The following is a 21,821-nucleotide window of genomic DNA, read 5'->3' on the forward strand; positions in this document are numbered from 1 at the left end:
TCCGCCTGATGCTCCACGCTACTCGGCTTCCTGCAGGACCGACCGACCCGCTTCGTGCCGCGGCCACCATGGCGATCGGGGCCATGGTGGTCGCCGCGCTCTACCTGGCGCAGGACGTGCTCGTGCCGCTGGTGCTGGCGGGGCTGCTCGCCTTCGTGCTCGCACCGATTGCGCGGCTGGGGCGGCGGGCGGGACTGCCGCGGGGCGCGTCGGCGGTTCTGGCCGCGCTGCTCGGCTTCCTTCTGCTGGTCGGGATCGGTGCGCTGCTCGGCCACGAGGTCGCGATCCTTGCCGACGAGGCGCCGCGCTACGTGGAGCCGCTTCGGCGGAAACTGGGCGTCCTGGCTGGCCTGGGGGAGTCCCTGCGTGATGCCGAGGCGGTCCTGCGCGGCACGTCCTCCGAGCCGGCCCCGGTGGTGGCGGGTCCCGAGCCGGCCCGCGCGGCGAGCACCCCCTTGCAGCTCGCGGGGGCGGTGCTCGGCCCGGTGCTGTCCCCGCTTGCGACGGCAGGGCTGGTCGCGCTGTTCACCGTCTTCATCCTGCTCTTCTCCGACGACCTGCGCGACCGCGCGATCCGCTTGGCCGGCGCCCGGGACCTGCCGCGCACCATGGCGGCGATGAATGACGCCGCGGACCGGCTTTCAAGGTTGTTCCTGGCGCAGGTGGTGCTGGCGGTCGGCTTCGGCGCCGCCGTGGCGCTGGGACTCTGGCTGTTGGGCCTGCCGGCGCCGCTGCTCTGGGGACTCCTGGTCGGGCTGATGCGGTTCGTCCCGTTCATCGGAACGCCCATTGCCGTGGTGCCCCCGGTGGTGCTGGCCCTTGCCGTCGACCCCGGCTGGGGCATGGCGGTCTCCGTGCTGGCGCTCATCCTGCTGGGTGAGGTGTTTATGGGCCAGGTGGCGGACCCGGTGGTGCTGGGACGACGCACCGGCCTGTCACCGATCTCCGTGATTCTTTCGGCCTCCTTCTGGACGCTCCTTTGGGGCCCGATCGGGTTGCTGATCGCCACGCCCCTCACGGTGGGGCTCGTGGTGCTGGGCCGGCACGTGCGGCAGCTTGAGTTCCTGGATGTCCTGCTTGGCGACCGCCCTGCGCTGGCCGCGGAGGAATCCTTCTACCAGCGCGCCCTGGAAGGCGACGTCGACCGGCTGGTTGCCCAGGCGCGCGGGTCCCTCGAGGCGGAGGACGGTCATCTGCTGGGCTTCGCGGACAGCGTGGCGCTGCGCGGTTTGGCACTGGCGGCCACCGACTGGAGCCGCGAAGCCCTGGAAGGCGACCGGGTCGAGAAGCTCCGCATCGCGACGGGCACGCTGCTCGACGAGCTGGCGGATACGCCCGCCGAGGAAGCCGCGCCTGGCCGTCCCGCCGATTGGGCGATGGCAGGCGCCGTTCTCTGCCTCCCGGCACGGGGCGTGCTGGATGACGTGGCGGCGCGCTTCGCCGCGCTGGTCCTGAGCCGCGACGGCTTCGGCGCGGTGGCACTCGGACCAAGTGCCTTGGACACGGCGAATATCGGCCAGCTGGACGCCGCGCGCGTGCGCCTCGTTTGTCTCTCCGTGCTGGAAGAGGGAAACTCCATTTCCGGCGTGCGGACTTCGCTGCGGCGCATCGCGAGGCACCTACCCGAAGCGCGTGTGGTGGTGGGCGTCTGGAACGCAGCACCGGGAAGCGCGATGCTGACTGCGTTGCGGACGGATGGGCCGGCGGATGTGATCGTCACATCGCTTGGCGAGGCTCTGGCCCAGGTCGAGGCATACGCATCCCGGGCAGCGGAAGGCGTGGCGGAGCGCGGGTGATGGGTGCGTAGCGCTCCGCCCTTCGAGCGGAACCGCGTGACTGGAAAGAACCGGCTCCCCGTGTCCCTTCCCACCTGCCGCGAGTGTCACCGAATTGACGGAGGACCGCGGCAGATCCCCCGCGCCGGAGTGACCTTTGCTGTGCGAGTGCGGTCTGGCGAGGACGCAGGGCTTCGTCCCCATCACACGATCGTCGCCGCCGGTAGGAGCCTACTGCCAGCGTAGCAGCGGTGCATCGCGTCTGTGCCATCCAGGCAGGCCGACCGGCCGCTTCAGATTGCGCGCGGCGCGAACTCGATCTCGACGCATCCGAGGCTTCCGAAATCGGCGCACGCAGCGGATCCGGGGCCGACCGCATCCAGGCCGGTGCAGGTCCCCGTTGCGACGATGTCCCCGGCCTTCAGCCCCCGTCCGTTGTCCGACAGCAGTTGCGCGAGCCAGGAGAGCGCATGGAGGGGATTTCCCAGCACATCTTCGCCGGTTCCGGCGCCTCGCGGAACGCCATCGATGCTCATCGCGACCGCATGCCGCCGAAGATCCTGGTCACGCCACCGATGCCAAGGACCCACCACCAACGCGATGTTCGCGCTGCTGTCGGCGGTCGTGAGCAACCGGCCCTGCTGCCCTAGACCCCCCGCAAAACGCGAGCCTACGACTTCGATCGATCCTGCTACGCAATCGACTGCGGCAGAAACCTCCGCCTGCGCATAAGGGGTCGGACGCGGCGGAAGGTCTCGGGCGATTCGGAAGGCGAACTCGGCCTCGACCGCTGGACGATGATCCGCTCGAACGCAGAGCCGCGCGGGGCTCTCATGCACGAAGAAACGCAGCAAGACTCCTGCGCCTGGCTCATGGGTGCCCAGGATCGCCTGCGCTTCCTTGCTGGTGGAGCCGATCTTGTAGCCGCATGGCTGTGAGCCGCTTTGCGCGATGATCTCATGCTGGACTGCATAGGCCTCCTCCTTCGAGGCTGGCAGCCGGTGCGCCGAGGGGTCCACCGTGCCGCCGTTCCGCCGTGCATCCCACAGCTGCTGTGCGAGCAGCTTCAGCCCTTCGTCCATCCGTCCTGCTCCTCCACTGTGCACTTTGCTCGGCCGACCGCGCGGCCAAGGGGCATTGTCCGCGATATCCGGGCGCGCACCAAAGCGGAGGCGAGGGCGCCTCAAAAAAGGGCGTCGACTGCGACGTGGCAGATTTCGCGCCCTCCTCGCTCACTTGCCGGATCGTCGCTCCGTCGACGGTGGGTCCAGGAACAGGTCGCTGGACCTCGGCTGCCCGAAGGCGATCACAAGCCGAGCGGTCCCCCAGGATGGCACCCCGCACTGGCGAGCCGCCCCTCATGCAGGCGAAGCACCCGATCCGCCAAGGCATCGGCGAGGTCCGGGTCGTGCGTCACCAGCAACACGGCTGCGCCCTTCGAGCGGGCGGCCTCGCGCAGCATCGGCGCCACGGTAGCCTGGGTCAGGGGGTCGAGGCGCGAGGTCGGCTCGTCGGCAAACAGGAAGACGGGGTCCAGCGACAGGGCGCGCAGCAGGGCGAAGCGCTGCAGCTCGCCGCCGGAAATTTCGGCTGGGAGGCGATCGAGCAGCGCGGGCGCGAGGCCGAGGCGCTCCATCCCTGAGCCGAAGCGCGCGAAAGGGATCCCGTGGCGCCGGCTGAGGACGTCCAGCCCCTGGCGCAGGCGCTGGTGGGGCACGAAGGCGGCGGGCGGGTCCTGCCACAGCTTGGTGAAGCGCCAGGGCGCCACGCCGGGAAGGCGCCGCACCTCGCCTCCGTCGGTGCGCATCAGGCCCAGCAGCAGGTCGCCCAGCGTGGTCTTGCCGCTGCCGCTGGAACCCAGCACGGCGACCAGCTCGCCCGGCCGCAGCGTCAACGAAACCTCGCGCAGCAGGGGTCGCCCGCCCAGTGACTTGCGGAGCGCCACGGCTTCCATGACCGGCGGGCCGGATGGGGAAGGGGGCCGAGCGGGACGCGTCCAGCGGGACGGTTCCGCCGCCAGCAGGGCGCGGCTATAGGCGTGGCTTGGCGATGCGAGCACCTGCGCCGCCGGCCCGTGCTCGACCACCGCGCCCTCGCGCAGGATCAGGACATCACCGCCCAGGGCGCGGGCCACGGCGACGTCGTGCGTCACCGTGACCACGGCGCGGCCGCGTTCCGCCTCGTCGCGCAAGCGGCGGGCGGCTTCGTCGCGGCGGGGAGCGTCAAGGCCCTTGGTAGGCTCGTCGGCCAGCAGGACAGGGGTGTCGGCGGCGCGGAGGATCGCCAGGGCCAGGCGTTGCGCCATGCCGCCGGAAAGCTGGAACGGGAAGCGCGTCCCGGTGCCTTCCAGACCCAGTTCGCGCAGCCGCGCCTCCGCCTCGGCCTGGGCACGCGGGCGTGGGAAGCCGCGCACCAGCCGATAGGTTTCCGCCACCTGGGACAGGGCGCGCATGGTGGGGTCGAGCGCCAGGAACGGCTCCTGCGGCAGGACCGAGACGGTGCGGCCCCAGAGCCGGCGCCTTGCCTGGGGTGGCGCGACGAGCATCTCGGTGCCCGCCAGCGCCACGCGTCCTTGGGCCTGGAGGCCCGGCGGCAGCGCACCCAGCACCGCCAGCAGCACCAGCGACTTGCCCGAGCCCGTTTCGCCCAGCACCGTCAGCGGGACGCCCGGCCGGGCCTGAAGCGAGGCGCCGCGCAGCAGCGGCGTTCCCTTCGCGTCCGCGACATGCAGATCCTCCACCAGCAGGGCGGCGGTCATGGCTTCTGGCCTTCGTCCGCGGAAAGGAGCTGGAAGCCCAGGACCAGCATCGCCACCAGCACCGCCGGAACCAGGGCCTGGACCGGCGCCTCGGGGAGGTAGGGCAGAAGTTCCGTGGTCATGCTGCCCAGTTCGGGGGTGGGCGGGCGCACGCCGACGCCGACAAACGACAAGGCCGCCACCTGCAGCACCGCCGTGCCCAGCCCGAAGCCCACCAGCGTCAGCAGGATCGGGCGTAGCTCGGGCAGGACGAGACGGCGCAGCACGTAATCCGGCCCGAAGCCGAGCACCCGCGCCGCCTCTGCATGGGGCAGGGCAAGGACGCGACGTGCCTCGGCACGCGCCACGCGAAAGAAATGCACCCACTGCGCCAGGGCCACGCCGCCCGAGAGCGGCAGGATCTCCCCTGGCGCGAAGGCCACCACCACCATCACGAGCAGAAGGCCGGGCAGGGCCAGGGTGGCGTCGCCCAATGCGGCCAGCGCCCGGTCGGCCAAGCCGCCGAGCGACGCCGCCAGCAGCCCCAACCCCGTGCCGAGAAGGACCGCGATCCCGACAGCCGTTGCGGCGAGCGTCAGCGAGAAGCGCAACGCGTGGGCGGCCCGCGCGAGCACGGAACGACCAAGATGGTCCGTGCCCAGCCACCACGTCGTACCGGGGGGCTGGAGGGCGGAGCGCAGATCCTGCAGGGCCGGGTCGGGCAGCAGGGACGGGCCGAGCAGCGCCAAGCCTCCGAGGAGGAGCAGCAGCGCCGCCCCCAGGCCCCGGGCGCCGCTCAAAGCGTTCCCCGCGCGCGGCGCGGGTCGAGCAGCGCCGCGAGGGCGTCGGCCAGGGCGTTCAGCAGGACGAAGCCCAGTCCCAGCGCCAGGGCCGCGCCCTGCACCATCGGCACGTCGCGCGCGAAGATCGCATGCACCAGCGCGTGGCCCAGCCCGGGCCAAGAGAACAGGCTTTCCACCACCACCGCGCCTTCGAGCAGGGCCGCGAATTGCAGGCCCAGCACCGCCACCACCGGGATCGAGGCGTTGCGCAGGCCATGGCGGCGCACCACCGCGGCTTCGGAAAGCCCCTTCCAGCGGGCGAAGCGCAGGAAGGGGGAAGCCTCCACCGCCATCACCGCATCGCGCGCGACGCGCCCGCCCAGCGCCGCGACCCCAAGGGCAAGGGTCAGGGCCGGCAGCAGGATGGCGGCCGGGGATTCGAAGCCCGCCGGGGGCAGCCAGCCGAGGTGCAGCGCGAAGACCACCATCAGCGCGAGGCCCAGCGCATAGGGCGGCACGGCGCGCAGCAGCACGGCGCCCAGCAGCACGACCCGGTCCACGGCCCCGCCAGGGCGGAGCCCGGCCAGCACGCCGAGCGGCAGGCCCAGGGGGAGGGCCAGCGCCAGGGCCATGGCGGCCAGCATCGCGGTGTGGGCTAGGTGGTCCAGCAGTTCCGGCAGGACCGGCGCGCCGCTGACCAGCGAATGTCCGAGGTTCAGCGTTATCACGCGGCCGAGCCATCGCAGCAGCCGTGGGAGCACCGGCCCATCCAGCCCCAGTTCCGCCCGCACCGCCTCGGCGGCGGCGGCATCCACCATGTCGGGGCCATAGCGCTCCGCGGCGATGCGGAAGGCCGGGTCGCCGGGAAGCGAATGCATCAGCGCGAAGCCGACCGTGCCGACGAGCACCGCGACGAAGCCTGCCTGCGCGAGCCGTGCGAGGAGGATGCGCACCACGCCCATCATGCCGGCCAGTCCAGTTCCTGCAGATGGAAGCGCAGCTCGAAGGGATCGAGGCGCAGGCCCCGCAGGCGTGGGGTGGCTGCCACGGCAAGGGTGGAGGAGGCGATGGGGATCACGGGCCGCTCCTCGCGCAGGATGGTGCCGATGCGCCGCCGCGCCGACCGATCGGGCGTGGTGCCCAGGGAGGCGGCGAGGGCGAGCAGTTCCTCGCTGTGCCAGTTCATCGCGCCCCAATCGCCGCCGGCTTGCCCGTAATCGCTGAGCACCGTCCCGAGCGGGTCGGGAACCAGCCCGAACTGTCGGGTGAAGAGACCCATCTGCAGCCTTCCGTCACGATGGCCGCGCGGGATGTCCGAGGAACTGCCGATGCTCACCGAGACGGCGATCCCAGCCTCGCGCAGCTGCGCCTGGATGGCGGTGGCCATGGCCGGAAGCTCCGGCCAGGTGGTGAAGGTGCGAAGCTCCACCGCGAAACGCTGCCCCAAAGCATCCTGGCGGATGCCGCCTGGCCCCGGCCGCCAGCCGGCCGCCTCCAGCAGTGCCCGCGCGCCGGCGAGGTCCTGGCGCGATGGCCCCAGCGAGGGGTCGTGCCAATCGGCAAGGGCGGGCGGGAAAAGCTGGTCCGTCGCAAGGGTGGCATCGCGCAGGAGGGCGCCGGCAATGCCTTCGCGGTCCAGCGCCAAGCTGAGGGCCTCGCGCACTCGCTGGTCGCGGAAGAAGGGCGAGGCGGCATCGAGCTTCAGCATCCGGACGCGAGGCGTGGGTACCGATGCCACCGCCACCCGCACGCGCCGCCGCAGCCGCGCCAGGGAGGCGGGCAGCAGCCCAATGGCGATCTGCGCCTCCCCGCTTTCCACCATCACGGCGCGGGTCTCGCCCTGGCCGGTGGCCAAGTAGAGCGCGCCGGGGAGGCGAGGGGCGGCGCCCCACCAGCCCTCCCAGCGCGCGACCAGCAGGCGGTGCGGCGGGTGGATCTGCGCGACGCGGAACGGGCCCGAGCCGATCACCCGATCAACGCGCCCGCTCCCGCCGAAGCTGCCGGGCGCCAGCACGCCGGAGCCGGCATGGCTCAGGAAGGCGGGCAGCGGCGCGAAGGGCCTGTGCAGGCGGAACACCACGACGTCCTCCCCGTCGGGCGCGATGCCGGCGAGGGGCGCGCGGGCCAGCACCGAGACGCCCGCCGCGGCGTGCGACAGGGCGCTGGCCACGGAAGTGGCGTCCACGGGCGTGCCGTCATGGAAGCGCGCGCCCGGGCGGAGCCGGAAGCGCCACTCGGCGTGGTCCGCCGAAACCGCCCAGGACACGGCCAACTCGGGGGTGGGACGCCCTGCCTCGTCGGCGCCCACCAGCGTTTCGACTACGCCCATCCGGCCCAGCACGTGCCCGGCGCGGGACAGGTCCAGCCCGGCGAACTCGCCTGGCGCGACGATGCGGGGCCAGGACGGCGCCGTGCCGTCTCCGCAGGCGGCGAGCAAGCCAGGAGCCGCCAACAAGGCGCGGCGTGGAAGGATCATCAGAAGCGAATGGCCAGGCTGGCCGCGACAGTGCGCGGCGCGCCCGGTGACACCCAGACGCTGCTGAAGGAACGCTCGTAGTAGGTGGTGTCGAACAGGTTGGTGACCGTGACGTTCACCCGCGCACGCGGCGTGATCTGGTAGGACGCAAGGAGGTCCACCGTGGTGTGGCCGGGCAGGCGAAAGGCCGTGTTGCCGGTATCGCCAAGTCGGGAGGAGACATGCACCAGTCCCGCGCCCAGGCTGAGCCCCTCGAGCGGGCCTTCGCGGAACTCGCGCACGCCCAGCAGGGACAGGCTGTGGCGCGGGATGTTCAGCAGCGGCGTGCCGGGGCGGATGGCGTTGTCGCGAATCACCTCGGCATCCACATAGGCATAGCCGCCGATGACGCGCCATCCCGGGGCCACTTCGCCGGCGACGGAAACGTCGAACCCGCGCGAGCGCGCAGCGCCTGCAGCGATGCTGAAGCCGCCACCCGCCGGGTCGGCGGTCAGGACGTTCTGCTTCTCGATGTGAAACAGGGCGGCTGTGACGGAAAGCCGTTCTTCCAGCAGGTCGAGCTTGGTACCCAGTTCGAAGCTTTCGCCCTGCTCCGGCGCGAAGGGGCTGCCCGTCGCGCCCGCGCCGCGGTTGGGGCGGAAGGACCGTGCCCAGGAGCCGTAAAGGGAAAGCTGCGGCAGCAGGTCGTACATCACGCCGACGCGCGGCAGCACGGCCGTTCGTTCCTGCGGCGTTGTGATGCCGGTCGCGCGCTGGCGAAGGTCCTGGTCGGAATGCTCGACGCGCAGCCCGGCCAGCAGGCGCATCCGGTCGGTCACCGCCACCTGGTCCTGCATGAAAAAGGACGTGGAAATCGTGCGTTCCAGCGCGTCGGTGCGGCGGGTGAGGGGAGGGAGCGGCCCGCCGTAGCGCGGCGAAAGGATGTCGATGCTGAAAGGCGCGGTGGCGGGGTTGGAGCGCAGCAGGATCTCCTTGCCGCGGAAATTGTCGTGCTCCACGCCCAGCAGCAGCGTGTGACGCAGCGGGCCTGTGGTGAAGCGCCCCTCCAGCGTCGCCTGCAGCGTGTAGTCGTCCCACGCATAGTCGCGGAAGCGCCGCTCGCGCAGCAAGGTGCGGCCATCGGCGAGGAGGCGGTTGTTCTCGGTCGAGAAGCCCGTGAGCGTGCCGCCGAGATATTGCATGCCGGCGCGGAGCGTCCAGTCGCTGTTCAGCCGGTGCTCGACGCGCCCCTGCACCATCGCGTTGCGGTTGCGGAACCGGCCATCCGAGGGTTCGCCGAGGAAGCGCGAGCGCGGCACCGCGCCCAGCCGGTTACCCACTGCCACGATGCCCCGGTCGAAGGGCTGGTCGTTCTGGAGGAACTCACCCTCGAGCGTGAAGGTCGTGTCTGGCTCGGTCCGCCACGCGAAGAGCGGCGCGACGAATTGCCGGTCGGCGGGCGCGACGTCCCGGAAGGACTCCCGACGCTCCGTCCCAAAGATCAGGCGGTGCGCGAACCGGCCCTGCGGGTCGAGCGGGCCGGAGGATTCGAGGACGGCGCGGCGCGTGCCGCGCTCGCCCAGGAGGAAGGTGCCGCCGAAGGTCGGGACGGGCGTGGGCTGGCGGGTGACGAGGTTGATCGTCCCGCCCGGATCCCCACGCCCGTAGAGCAGCGCCGCCGGGCCGCGCAGCACCTCGATGCGTTCGATCGTGGCGCTGTCGGGGTTGCTCTGGTAGCCGCGGTTGACGGGAAAGCCGTTGCGGAAGAACTCGCCTGTGGTGAAGCCGCGCACCGCATACTCGAACAGGGTCTGGCCGCCGAAATCGTTCTGACGTGCGACGCCGCCTGCGTAGTCAAGCGCGGCCTCGACGCGGGTGGCCTGCAGATCCTCGACCACGGCGCGGGGCACGACGCTGACGGATTGCGGGATCTCGCGGATCGGCGTGTCGGTGCGGGTGGCCGAGAGGGTGTTCGTGGCGCGGTAGCCTTGCACCGGGCCGTCGCCACGCTCGCGCAGCGCCTCGGCCCGTACTTCAAGCGCCGGGAGTTCGATGGAGGGCAGGGTCGTCATGGCTTCCTGCGCCGTGGCATCGGTGGCGAGGAGAAGGACCAGCATGACGGGCTGAGGGACGCGTGACATGGGGGAGAGGCCGCAGGATAATGTTATGATATAACAATCCATCCGAAAGGTGGAAATGACAATGCCCTTCTGGAAAGAATCAGGGACGCGGCTCCTACGAGGGTCGATGGACGCCTCCAGCACGGGCTCCAGATGCTCTGGAGCACTCAGGTATCGGCCCTGTCCCGCGCAGGTGTCCTGAAGCGCACGGTTCCGCCCGGCGTCCGCCCAGCCAGAGCCGCCACCCCGGACCTCGATGGCCTGAGGCATGTTGATCCCGGCCCCGGTGCGATTCAAAGAGTCCTCCGGGCGATGCGGAGGATGCCTACCGCTGGAGCGGGCGGAAGTGCATGCGTGCGAGGTCCGGCAGCACGACGGTCACCGCCGTTGCCATGCGGGCTGTCGTGTTCGGTGAATTCAAGACATCGGCCAGCCGGGACGGGCGTCGGTTACGCGGCCCGACCGGCGGTATGCTCCGATGAATTCCAGGAAGACCTTCTCTAAAGCAGCCGGTCGTACCGCGAGGCCGGGATCACGGATGAGACTCCGAAGGCCAAGAACGCCGATGGCAGCTGGCCGACCCGCCGCAAATGCTCAAGCAAGTGAGGTACTCATGTCTCAGTGCCGGGCTAAGCCGCGTATCGCGGTGCGTGGAACGATGCCGCAGCCCGGCACTCACGGCGGCAGCGGCGGTGGTCGTATCCCTTGTCGGCGTGGCGCTTGCTCGGACGGCGGGGCGGGCGGCACTGCGTCGAGGGTCGGCGCCAGCGTGCGGCTGTCGTAGTTTTGACAACACTTGAGCGAAAGGGACGCACGCCCTGACTCGCCCTCTCGCACAGGGCAGCGAATTCATGGGCTCGAGTGTCTTAGGTCGCAGGATGGTTTCGGATCCATCGTGCACGGCCGAGACGCTACGCCCCTCGTCGAAGAGGCAGTGCCGACCTTGAACCGGCCGGTGCGGGGGATGATGCCCTCGGTGCCACGCGCTCAAAGTAGCACCCAATCCTGTGAAGATGGACCAGACGGGAAGGCCTTGTCTGTATCCGGCTGTGTTCGGATACAGCAGGCCCATGGGCACGCCGATTTCGCTCCCAATCCGCACCACGACCATGCCTTCGGAGGGGGGTAGGGTCCGGTCAGTCCACGATGAAAAGCTTGGCCCCAACTTCGGTCGAGGAGCGGTGTGCGGCGTCACCGTGGTTGGAAACCTGGTAACTCATCCCGGCTGTGAGCTTGAATGTGCGTCCATCCTGCAATTCGCTGGTGAGTTCGCCGTCCAGCACGTAAAGGACGTGGCCCCGGTCGCACCAGTGATCCGCGAGGTAGCCTGGGGAGTACTCGACGAGTCTGACCCGTAGATCGCCGACCGTGAATGTACGCCATAGGGCAAAGCCCGTTTCTCCAGGGTGCTTCGTTTCAGGGACTTTTGACCAGTCCGTGACGGTGAACGGCAGTGCGGGAATGATCATGAACTCTTGCTCTCTGGTCTGACGGATGCGGGCTCGGCTGGGAAAGACCACATGCGGCCTTCCTCGTTGAACTAGCAAACTGACTGGCAGGCCTCGCTTGCTTGCCCCGTCGCCGGGTTCGAGGGGCGAGCAGGGCAGTCAGCGCGCACTTGCCAAGCCGGATCATGACCCGATTCCGCGGGAATGACCGCAATTCCCTCAACCTGCAGCACGGGGGCAGGCCGTTCGCGTTCTCAGCGAGAAATAGCAGGAAGGTTCTTGTGTTCTGTCGGGTAGGCCGGATGGCGCTGGACGAGCGGTCAATCAGTTTCCGGGGAAGGCGAGATGAACTATCCCCAGGACATAAGGGAAGTTCGCCAGTGGCACTGGCCAAGCGCTCGTGCCCTTCGGACGGAGTACAACTTAGGGAAAGGGTAGGGTTGCCAGCGCCCATAGGGGCTGGCCCTCCGTAGAGCTGAGAGTCCAAAGGAGGCTTACGCCCTTGTGGCGGAGCCCCTACGCAGAGCGGTCTGCTCGTGATCGACCGCACGTCCGTCGCGTTCCAGGACGACGCCATAGAGATCCCGCGCCGCCTCCTCGCTGATGATGCCGTCCATCACGTCGGCCAGGACCGTTTCCGGGTCGCGTCGCAATGGGTCGCCCCACCCACCACCCGCGCTCGACAGCACCCGGATTCGCGAGGGGCCGAGCCGCTGGATTCCGTACTGCGGCGGCGGGCACGGTCCCTTGCCCAGTTCCTCGACCTCCAACTGCCCGGCGGCCCCATCCATCCCGCCATTGATGCCGTATCCCGAGGGTCGTCGAACGCCCTCCGCGCGGATTGCGTGCTCGGTCGTCGCCAGCACGTCGCACACGTAATCCACGCCTGCGCCGCCACGGAACTCGCCAGCCCCCGCCGTGTCGCATCGTAGTTCCTGACGATGGATCCGCACTGGATAGGCCTGCTCGTAGCCTTCGACATTGGGCAGGGTGAGCCCGCCAAGCGAGATCATGTGCCCCACCGACGCGAAGCCGTCGCGCCCCTTCACGGCACCGCCACCGGAGGCACCGTGCCAGTGATACATGACAAAGAAACGCCCCTCCGCGTCGAGCCCGGAACTCAGCCCGTAGCAGGCCTTGCCCCAGCCGGCGCAGCCGCGTTCGGGCGCTGCCTGGGCCAAGGCCTTCCAGCAGGCATAGATGATGTCGGTCGCTGGATAGACCGTGTTCATGGTCATCGGTGCGGGCGGACGCGCATTCACCACCGTTCCCTCCGGCGCGATGATGGAGACAGGCCGGAACAGCCCTTCGTTCCGCGGCAGGGAGTGGTCGAAGAAAGTGGCGACCGCGACATAGACGGCAGAATAGGTGTTCGCCAGCGAGCTGTTCTTGAAGCCGCGGATCTGCGGCGCGCTGCCCGTGAAGTCGAAGACCAGCGCGTCGTCGCGGATCTCCAACGAAACGCGCACCGGCACCTCGACCGCCTGGAAGCAGTCGGTGTCGCTGCCATCCTCGCCGAGATAGGTGCCGTTCGGGAGCTTCGCGATTTCCGCGCGCATGCGCGCCTCGCCATAGCGCAGCAGCGCGTCGAAATAGGCCAGGCCACGCTCGACCTCCATCTCGGACAGCATTGCCGCGACGCGCTCGGCCCCGATCCGGGTCGAGCCGAACATGGCGCTGAGGTCGCCCTCCATCAGGTCGGGACAGCGCGAGTTGAGCAGGAGGAGGTTGAACAGGTCGCGGCGCAGCTTGCCAGCCTCAACCAGGCGCAGCACAGGCAGCCGGATGCCCTCGTGGAAGATCTCGGTCGCCTCGGGATTGTAGGTCCCGGCCGCTCCGCCCCCGATGTCCGATTGGTGTGCTCGGTTGCAGGTGAACGCGCAAAGGCGCCCCTCGACGAAGACCGGGCGGATCATGGTCCAGTCGGGCAGGTGGTTGCCGCCGGCCGTGTAGGGGTCGCTCAGCAGGTAGACATCGCCCTCCGCCATCTCCTCGGCGAAGTCCCGGAGCGCGGCGCGCACCGCGAAGCCGCCCCCGCCGCTGTGGATCGGGATGCCGTCCGCCTGGGCGATGATGTCGCCGCCGGCGCCGGCGACGAAGCAGGTGAAGTCGTGACTCTGGCTGAAGATCGGGCTGCGCGCCGTGCGCGTCATGATCCAGCCCATCTGCTGGGAGATGTGGTCCACCTGCTTCTGGATGACGGCCAGCCGGATCGGGTCGATGGCGAATGCGTTCATGCGGCGCCGTCCTTCTGCGCAGGCTCGATCAGGTAATTGCCGGCAGCGGTGACCCGCAGGCGCTGGCCTCCCTCGACCAGCAAGGTGGTCGTGGCCTCGTCGATGATGGCGGGCCCCAGCACGGCATCGCCCGGTGCGAGGCGCCTTCCGTCGTGGATCGGGGTCGAGACCGTGCCCAGCGCGTCGTTGATCCAGACCGGGCGCCGTCCCAACGGCTCCGGCCAAGACTGGATCTCAGCATCAACCAGGGTCGGCGCGGCCATGGGCAGATGCCCGCGGGCGGCCACCTTGAGGCCGAGCGCCTCGATTTCCCCATTTGGCTGGAAATGCCCGTACAGACGCTGATGCGCGGCCTCGAAGCCCCGGCGGAGCACGTCCACGGCCAGCCCCTCCTCGCTGGGGATGGAGACCGGCCATTGCTGACCCGGGTATCGTAGCGCCAGCCCACGTTCCAGCCGGATGGCCTCGCGGGCGAAGCCCTGACGCGCCAGGGCGGCACTGGCCTGCTCCTCCATCTCCCGGAACGCCGCCTCGAGCAGGTCGGGCTGTTCGTCATCCAGCCTGTGGTACCAACTGCGGACGCGGTCGAGGCGGACATCCGTGTTGCACATGCCAAAGGCGCAGAACACGCCCGCCAGACGCGGGACGTAGACCGCGGCGCAGCCCAGCGCCCTTCCGACCGCCGCCCCATGCAGCGGCCCGGCGCCCCCGGCAGCGATCAGGGTGAAGTCGCGGATGTCGTAGCCGCGCTCGATGCTCACCCGCTCTACCGCATGCTGGATGTTCTGCTCGACCAGGCGGATCAGCCCGGCAGCCGCCTGTTCCACCGTCAACCCCAGCGGCCCCGCGAGGTGTTGCTCGATGGCACGGACCGCCTTGTCGCGATCCAGAGACAGGGCACCCCCGGCATAGGGGCCCGGCGCCAGGCGTCCCAGGACAAGCTGCGCATCCGTCACGGTCGGCTGCGTGCCGCCAAGGCCATAGGCTGCCGGACCCGGCCGGGCCCCGGCGCCGTGCGGGCCGGCCTGCAGCATTCCGCCGGCATCGACATGACCGACCGTGCCGCCACCCGCACCAATCGTGTGGATTTCGACGGACGGGATGGCAATGCAGTGCCCCTCCACGTCAAGCTGGTCCGTCATCTGCACGACCCCGTCGCGCATGAGCGTGACGTCGCAGCTCGTCCCGCCCACCTCAATGGAGACGAGGTCGGAGGAACCCGTGTCGCGCCCGAAATAGCGAATGGCGCCCACTCCCGCTGCCGGGCCGGAGAGCACCATCTGCACCGGCTGATGCGCCACCTCCGCGACGTTCAGCGCACCGCCGTTGCTTTGCACGATCAGCAGCGGGCGCCGCAGGCCAAGGCCGGACAGCCGCGCCTCCAGCGCGCGGAGATAGGGAGCGACGCGCGGTCCGACATAGGCGTTGGCGACGACGCTGGCGCTGCGCTCGTACTCGCCCATGATCGGTGCGATGTCGCTCGAGCAGGAGATCCAGATCTCGGGCCAGATTTCCTGGATGACCGCGCGGCAGGCTTGCTCATGGGCGGGATTTCGGAAGCTGTTGAGGAAGCAGATGGCGATCGCCTCGACCCCTCCGGCACGCAGCATCTCGACGGCCCGCACCACGCTTTCCCGGTCAAGCGGCTTCAGCACCTCGCCCGCTGCGCCGATGCGCTCCCCAATCCCGAGCCGCAGGCGGCGTGGAACCAGGGGCGGCGGGAAGGGCGTGCGGTGGTCCCAGACCTCGCGGCGGAGGCCGCGGCGGATCTCCAGGGTGTCGCGGAAGCCTTCGGTCGTCAGTAGCCCGACCCGTGCGCCCTTTCCTTCTAGCAGCGTGTTGGTCGCGACGGTCGAGCCGTGCACCAGCAGGTCTGTATCCCGCAGCAGGGTTTCCGTGTCGCGCCCCAAGGCGCGCGCCGCGCCTGCGATGGCGTCCAGCACGCCGATCGTGCGGTCCTCTGGCGTGGACGGAGCCTTGTGCGCCAGCAGCCGGCCTGCCGCGCCGACTACGACGATGTCGGTGAACGTCCCGCCAATGTCGATCCCGATGCGAAAAGGGGGCTGCATCTCATCCACGCTCATTCACCAAGCCCTTGTCTGATCTCTCGGTCCGTCAGCTCCTGGTCACGGCACCACCGCGTGGCCAGACCTCATCCTATCCCCGGACAAGCGCGCAGTTGCCATCCCCGAGCGGTCGGAAGGCCTCGGCAGCTGGGATCGTGGCACGGGGCTTGAGGTAGTCCCAGGGGCCGTGGCTCTCGGAGGGCGCCTTGACGTCCCAGACGCGCGCCGGGAAGACCACCCGCCCATCGGCGCGGATCTCTGCGCGTTCGTAGACATCGTCCTCCACCGGCATGCGGCGCATGACTTCGATGGTGGCACGGCCCGTGCCCTTGGCCGCTGGGGCGCCCATCTGCGCGACCGCCTTGAGGTAGTGCAGCGCCGCCGAGTAGGCGCCGGCGTGGATGCTGCTCGGCCAGTTCGCCGGTGCCTTGGGACGGACGCGGGCGGTGAAGGCACGGCTGCGCTCGCTCATGTCCCAGTAGAAGGGCTCCGACAGGACCAGCCCTTCGGCCGCTGCCAGGCCGAGGCCGTGCACATTGGTAAGCAGGGCGATCGGGGCGGCGAGCTTGATCCCGCGGCGGGTCAGTCCGAACTCACGGGCCTGCTGCACGCAGTTGTTGAGATCGGCCCCCGCGTTGCACAGGCCAATCACCTTGGCACCCCTCGCCTGCGCCTGGATGAGGTAGGACGAGAAGTCGGTGGTCCCGGGCGATGGATAGGCAACGCTGCCGACGACCCGGCCGCCGCCCCCCTCGACCACCCGGCTCGCGTCGTTCTGAAGGAGGTGACCGAAGGAGTAGTCGGCGGTGATGAAGAACCAGTCCCGGTGGCCCTGCTCGAGCAAAGCCCGGGCGGTCGAGCGCGAGTTTGACCAGGTATCGGTCGTCCAATGCAGAGTGTTGGAACTGCAGCGCGCACCGGTCAGGTCGGAGGACACGGCGCCGCTGTTGAGCTGGATCTTGTCCTTCTCTCGGACCAGTTCGGTGATGGCGAGGGCGATGGCGCTGTTGTTCACGTCCAGGATGACGTCACGCCCTGCTGATCGAACCAGCGCCGGGCCGTGGTCACGCCGACATCCGGCCGGTTCTGGTGATCCGCCGAGATCACCTCCACGCGGATGTTCGGAGCGATGGCGCGAAAATCCTCCACGGCCTGCTGCACGCAGGCCACCGTCGTCTGGCCCGATGTGTCCTTGTACATCCCGGCCAGGTCGGTCAGCACGCCCAGCCGGATGACCTGCTCCTGCGCGCGCCCGGGCTTCGGAAAGAACGGCGCCACCGCTGTGGAGGCGAGCATCGTGCGTCGTGTCACGTTCATGGCTTCTTCACCTCTGCGTCTGATGAGTGGTCGGGCGTGATCCGTCGGGGCACAAGGCTTGGTCACCGGAAGGGCATGCCGTAATGGAGCCCCCCACGGGAGACGACGTTGTTCTGGCCGCGGTCCAAAGCGATCGGCGTGCTCGGACCGAAGTTCCGGTCGTAGATCTCGCCGTAGTTCCCGACCGCTTCGATCACGCGTACCACCCAGTCGCGTGGCGGCCCAGCATTCCGCCGAGATTCTCTTCGGCCCCGAGCAGGCGCCGCAGGGCCGGGTCGGTTGCGCTCGCGACCATCTGCCGGGCATTGGCCTGCGTGACGCCGCGCTCCTCCGCCTCGATCAGCGCGAAGAGAGTCCAGCGCGCGATGGAGAACCACCCCATGTCGCCCCGCGCGACGGCCGGCCCGTAGGGGTCGCGGCTCAGCACCTCCGGCAGCACGAGGTAGTCCCGTGGATTGGCGACCTGCACCGAGACGGCCGCGCCCAAGTCTGCGGCGCCGGCCGTCACCGCGTCGCAACGTCCGCCGAGGAAGGCTTCAAGCACCGTGGCGAATCGGTCGAAGGTGATCGGGGTGAAGGCAAGGTTTCGTGTGCGAAGGAAATCGGCGACCTCCGGGAGGTTGGACCCGCCCTGGCTCGCGCAGATGGTCGCCCCATCGAGCTGGTCCATGCGGGCCACGCCCGAGGCGCGGCGGACCATCACCCCGGTCCCGGTGTAGAAGCTGGTGCCGACAAACGCGACGCCGAGACTCACGTCGCGCGATAGGGTCCAGACCGTGTCGCGCGCCAGCACATCCACCTCGCCGGAGGAGAGTGCCGTGAAGCGTGTCTGGAGCGTAAGGGGGACGAAGGTCACCCGGCGAGGGTCGCCGAGAACTGCGGAGGCGATGGCGCGGCAGTAATCCACATCCAGCCCGTGCCATTCACCTCGGCTGTCAGGCAGGGAGAAGCCCGCGACCGAATCCCCCACGCCACAACGGACCGTGTTGTTGGCCCGCACCCGGTCCAGCACCGGCCCTGCCTCGGCTGCCGCAGCAATGCCGACGACGAGGGCTGCAGCCGCCAGGAGGAGCCGTCTCACGGTTCGGCCCTCGCTGCCAAGGTCGCTTCGACGAGCGCGTCCGTGATGAGGCCGATCTCCGCTGCCCCCATTGGCGTCGAAAGCGCGCCCGAGCAGTTGGGAGTCAGCAGGATTCCGGCCTCAAGCATCGCCAGATGGATCGCGGCGAGCCTCGTCTTGGCTTCTGCATCCGGATAGCTGCTGCGGTAGTCCTGGATCGGGTCGGCCGTCAGGTGCAGGCGGAACAAGGGGCCTTGCCCGGTAACCTGCGCCTGGATCCCCGCCTCGGAGAAGGCCTCGTTCACGCGACTTCGCAGCGTCTCGCCGAGTCGATTCAGCCGATCCACGGCCATCGCATCGAAAGCCTCCAGCGCGGCGAGGCCCGCGGCCATGGTCAGCGGGTTGGCGCTGAAGGTGCCGCCGAACGCCACCGGGGGCTGCCCGCGCGTGTGGTCGAAGACCGCCATCCGTTCCGCCGGGCCTGCCACCGCCCCTACCGGAAGCCCGCCGCCGATGATCTTGCCAAGCGCGATCAGATCCGGCTCCAGGCCAAAGAGGGGATGCGCTCCCGCGTTGGACAGGCGGAAGGTGATGACTTCGTCGCAGATCAGAAGGATGCCGTGCCTGCGGCAGGCGGAGCGGATCGCCTCGGTCGTCGCCGGCGACGGAGGAACCATGCCGATTTTCGAGGCCAACGGATCCAGCACGATCGCGGCCAGGCGCGGGGCCTCCCGCTCCAGGATCGCGGCACACCGATCCGCATCCGCGTAGGGCAGCACGACGGTGTCGGCGACGACACCGCGCGGCGTGCCGCGGTCGTAGGGAACCGCGGCAGGATCGCCTTTCGGCCCATCCTAGTTCGACGGGTCGAAGCCAAGACTGACTTCGAGCGTGTCGTAGCTGCCGTGGTAGGCCCCTTCGAACTTGGCGATGCCAGGCCGCCCGGTGATCGCCCGGGCGGCCTTGACGGCGAACATCACTGCCTCGGTACCCGAGTTGCAGAACCGGATCTGCTCGCAGCGTGGGGAGCGGCTGCGGATCGTCTCGGCCAGCGCGGTCTCGTGCCGCGTCGGCATGCCGAAGGCCGTGCCATCCGCGACCACCCTCCTCAGCGCCTCGACCACAGGCGGAAACGCGTGGCCGTGCACGAGCGAAAAGAAGTTGTTCGCGCAATCCAGGATGCGCCTTCCGTCCAGGTCCTCGACCCAGCAACCCTCGCCTCGCGCAGCATAGGGGGGATGCGGGGCGAACCACGTTGCCTGGCGCATGCTGCCGCCCGGGATGACGCGCTTGGCCCGCTCGAACTCGGCGGCGGATCGCGAAACCGGCGGCTAGTTGCTGCCATGGTCGACGTTGGAGGCGTCGGGGTGATCCATGCCTGCGCTTTCCTGAGGTGACGCGGGACGGATCGAACCATATGATCCATTGACCCGTCAAGCGGATCATATGGTCCTGCCCTTGCCTGCGGTCCTTGCCGCGGAGACTGTGCCCCATGAACGAAGTCGAGATGACTAAGGCGCTGCGCGGACTGCTCGCTGAACTGACCGGGCCGATGGCCGAGGCGGCGCGCTACCTGCTGGCGCACCCCCAGGACGTGGCTGTCCATTCGATGCGCACGCTCGCGCGCCGGGCCGAAGTGCCGCCCGTCACGCTCGTTCGGCTGGCGCAGCGCCTGGGCCTGCCGGGCTACAATGATCTGCGCCAGACCTTCGTGGAGCGCGTTCTCCGCCATGGCGCTGCCGCCCAGGTCGCGGTGACCCGCAACGAGCAAAGCGCGCGAGCCATCGCGGCGGCGGCCCAAGCGGGAACAGGCGCGTTAGCCTTTGCCGAAAGCTTCCTTGCCGCCGAGCATGATGTGCTCCGTCGCGCCTTCGCCGGACTGACCGAGGCCGCGCTTGATCAGGCGGCCACGGTGCTGGCGGGTGCGCCGCGTGTCTTCGTGGCGGCCCGCCGCACCTCGTTCCCGGCCGCCTTCACCCTGGCCTATGCTCTGCGCAAAGCCCGCCCGGGCGTGGTTCTCCTCGACGATGCAGGCGGCGCGCCGGAGGGGCCCCTGGAGGACGCGCAGGCTGGGGACGCCTTCGTCGCCTTTACCTTCGCGCCATTCAGCCGCGTGACCGACACGCTGGCGCGCCGAGCCGCGACCGCCGGGGGACGTCTGATCGTGGTCACGGACATTGACGCGGCCCCCCTGCGCGAACTGGCTGGCGATCTCTTCTTTGTGGCGCCGACGTTGAGCCGCGCGTTTCCGGAATCCGCGCTCGGAGCGTTGACGCTCGCAAACCTCCTCGCGGCTCTGGCGGTCGCCAAGCTAGGAGGGGAGGCCCAGAAGCGGATCCGCCTGAATGAGCGCCGCCTCGTGGACGCAGGCGAGTATCTTCTGGCGGGCCGCCCCACGCGCAGGAGCCGGGCGACCGTGAATGGCCGCAGAGGATAACGCGCTTCGCTGACATCCGCTAAGAGCCGCTTCTCGTGCCCGTGTCGGCCAAGGGCGTTCCCGAGCCGCCGGCACACTCGGGCGAGGTGGAGCGCAAGATCGTTCGGCGCGTGGCTGAGGCGGCGGGAGTGGAGGGTGCATCTCCTGGGCCGTCTTCGGCCCACAACCTCCGCGCGGACTTGATCACCAAGGCTCACCGGCAAGGCGTCGACCGCCGATATCGCTGTTCCTCGCGATCCGTTCCCGAGCAGGATCAAGTGGCTCCGGCGGTTCAAGCGGTGACATCCATCGCCGTCAACCCACGGACGACTGCGGCATACGGGAAGTGACCATGCGCGTCCTCGTCTTCGGCCGCGATACTACGACGAGGCCGAGGGAGGCGAGGTGCTCCTTCGCGACGGGGTGCTGTTTGAGGGCGCCACGGAACTGCCGAGCGAGCCGTCGGCCTTGAACCCGGGGGAGGCCGTGTCGCGCGACTTCATCTTCTATGCCGGCCCGGACCGCTTCGACTCGATCCAGGCATCCAGATGCCGCATGACAACAAGAACTCCGGCCAAGCCATGGTGGCGCTGATGGCGAAACGGGCGCGGCCGGTCGCGGATGTCGGCGACAAGTTCGGCCCGCGTCCGGTGGCGTAGAACATCCTCCCGCCCTATTGCACCACGCTGGCCGAGGAAGTGCCGGCTGGTCTGCGTGACGAGAATAGCCACTGGTTCGCCATCCGCTCGGCACGCAGGGCTTGCTCGTGAACTGCGCGGCGCTGCGCGGGCACCGGTGCCCGCGGGCTGCCGCGACCTGCTGAAGCCCGGATGTCGCGGCATGGTCGGCACCGGCCCTTGACTTGGCTGCGGCTTGGCGACCTCGGCCTGCAACTCCCGAACATCCGCTTGCGCGGCGGGCGGTGGCTTCGGCCAGAACTCCTGCATCTGCTGGAGGAGGGATTGCACCCCCTCCAGATCCCGGCCCGCAATGGCTAGCTGGTTGTTGTGCGACGGTACCGCGCCCAGTCACCTGCCGCTCGGTGTAGCGGACCGGTATGGTGGGCCACTTCCACGGTGTCGCAGCGAACTCCGGCCCTTCGCTGGACCGCACTCAATCCTCCTTCGGAGAGGAACGGACGCTTTTCGCCCTTCTGTTCAGCAGACGAATGGCCGGAAGAGCAGCGAAGGTCAGGCTTCCGAAAAGGTAGATCCATGGGGCGGCCGCTTTCGTTGTTTCGAAGAGCGTCAATACGCTTCCTGCCAAGAAGCAGGCGGCGCAGACCGACTGAACGCTCATATGAATCCAGAAGTAGTGCCGGCGCAGCAGTACAAGAACCTCTCCGGCCCCTCTCCGCGGTCCGTCGCTTTTTCCTGTCACCGCCTGGCCCCCGACGGGCAGCAGAGGT

Annotated in this window: 14 protein-coding genes and 3 pseudogenes; 2 read left to right on the forward strand and 15 right to left on the reverse strand. The window is 69.4% G+C overall.

All coding sequences use genetic code 11. The features are described from left to right. The first annotated feature begins 8 nt into the window (after positions 1-8). Positions 9-1,796, forward strand: coding sequence for an AI-2E family transporter (locus OF850_RS00100; RefSeq protein WP_301587626.1), 1,788 nt, complete (start codon positions 9-11; stop codon positions 1,794-1,796). Positions 1,797-2,068: 272 nt separating this feature from the next. Here OF850_RS00100 and OF850_RS00105 read toward each other — a convergent pair whose 3' ends face one another. The 14 genes and pseudogenes from OF850_RS00105 to OF850_RS00175 form a co-directional block, all read right to left on the reverse strand. Continuing rightward, entirely contained in the window at positions 2,069-2,857 is a 789-nt protein-coding gene (locus tag OF850_RS00105; protein ID WP_301587627.1) for a 2-keto-4-pentenoate hydratase, read from the reverse strand. A 224-nt stretch (positions 2,858-3,081) separates the two neighbouring features. Further along, positions 3,082-4,533, reverse strand: coding sequence for an ABC transporter ATP-binding protein (locus OF850_RS00110; RefSeq protein WP_301587629.1), 1,452 nt, complete (start codon positions 4,531-4,533; stop codon positions 3,082-3,084). Then, a complete protein-coding gene (locus tag OF850_RS00115; protein WP_301587631.1) occupies positions 4,530-5,312 on the reverse strand; it encodes an ABC transporter permease in 783 nt (260 codons plus the stop codon). Before OF850_RS00115 ends, OF850_RS00110 begins: the two co-directional genes overlap by 4 nt. Continuing rightward, on the reverse strand, positions 5,309-6,259 hold the full coding sequence (locus OF850_RS00120) for an ABC transporter permease (protein ID WP_301587633.1): 951 nt from the start codon (positions 6,257-6,259) through the stop codon (positions 5,309-5,311). The genes OF850_RS00115 and OF850_RS00120 overlap by 4 nt, the downstream gene beginning before the upstream one ends. Then, entirely contained in the window at positions 6,256-7,770 is a 1,515-nt protein-coding gene (locus OF850_RS00125) for an ABC transporter substrate-binding protein (RefSeq protein ID WP_301587635.1), read from the reverse strand. Before OF850_RS00125 ends, OF850_RS00120 begins: the two co-directional genes overlap by 4 nt. Next, positions 7,770-9,890: a TonB-dependent siderophore receptor gene (locus tag OF850_RS00130; protein WP_301587637.1), complete on the reverse strand. Its 2,121-nt coding sequence runs from the start codon at positions 9,888-9,890 to the stop codon at positions 7,770-7,772. Before OF850_RS00130 ends, OF850_RS00125 begins: the two co-directional genes overlap by 1 nt. A gap of 609 nt (positions 9,891-10,499) precedes the next feature. Beyond that, a pseudogene (locus OF850_RS00135) lies at positions 10,500-10,676 on the reverse strand (IS5/IS1182 family transposase); the annotation flags it as partial. A 329-nt stretch (positions 10,677-11,005) separates the two neighbouring features. Further along, positions 11,006-11,338, reverse strand: coding sequence for a DHCW motif cupin fold protein (locus tag OF850_RS00140; protein ID WP_301587639.1), 333 nt, complete (start codon positions 11,336-11,338; stop codon positions 11,006-11,008). A 473-nt stretch (positions 11,339-11,811) separates the two neighbouring features. Then, positions 11,812-13,554, reverse strand: coding sequence for a hydantoinase B/oxoprolinase family protein (locus OF850_RS00145; protein WP_301587641.1), 1,743 nt, complete (start codon positions 13,552-13,554; stop codon positions 11,812-11,814). Further along, positions 13,551-15,623, reverse strand: a complete 2,073-nt coding sequence (locus tag OF850_RS00150; RefSeq protein ID WP_301587642.1) for a hydantoinase/oxoprolinase family protein — start codon at positions 15,621-15,623, stop codon at positions 13,551-13,553. The genes OF850_RS00145 and OF850_RS00150 overlap by 4 nt, the downstream gene beginning before the upstream one ends. Before the next feature lie 88 nt (positions 15,624-15,711). Further along, positions 15,712-16,937, reverse strand: a pseudogene (locus OF850_RS00155) (ABC transporter substrate-binding protein). A gap of 62 nt (positions 16,938-16,999) precedes the next feature. Next, positions 17,000-17,134: a hypothetical protein gene (locus OF850_RS00165; protein ID WP_301587645.1), complete on the reverse strand. Its 135-nt coding sequence runs from the start codon at positions 17,132-17,134 to the stop codon at positions 17,000-17,002. Next, positions 17,131-18,018 carry an amino acid ABC transporter substrate-binding protein gene (locus OF850_RS00170; RefSeq protein WP_301587646.1) on the reverse strand — a complete coding sequence of 296 codons (888 nt, stop codon included), beginning with the start codon at positions 18,016-18,018 and terminating at the stop codon, positions 17,131-17,133. The genes OF850_RS00165 and OF850_RS00170 overlap by 4 nt, the downstream gene beginning before the upstream one ends. After that, a pseudogene (locus OF850_RS00175) lies at positions 18,015-19,265 on the reverse strand (aspartate aminotransferase family protein). The gene OF850_RS00170 and the pseudogene OF850_RS00175 overlap by 4 nt, the downstream one beginning before the upstream one ends. A gap of 284 nt (positions 19,266-19,549) precedes the next feature. Between OF850_RS00175 and OF850_RS00180 the strand changes: the two are divergent. Beyond that, positions 19,550-20,434, forward strand: coding sequence for a MurR/RpiR family transcriptional regulator (locus OF850_RS00180; protein WP_301587647.1), 885 nt, complete (start codon positions 19,550-19,552; stop codon positions 20,432-20,434). Positions 20,435-21,526: 1,092 nt separating this feature from the next. On the opposite strand, the gene OF850_RS23570 is transcribed toward OF850_RS00180, so the two are convergent. Then, positions 21,527-21,793: a YrhK family protein gene (locus tag OF850_RS23570; protein ID WP_368044665.1), complete on the reverse strand. Its 267-nt coding sequence runs from the start codon at positions 21,791-21,793 to the stop codon at positions 21,527-21,529. Positions 21,794-21,821: the final 28 nt, after the last annotated feature.

This window comes from Sabulicella glaciei (assembly GCF_026183895.1).
Lineage (GTDB): Bacteria > Pseudomonadota > Alphaproteobacteria > Acetobacterales > Acetobacteraceae > Roseococcus > Roseococcus glaciei.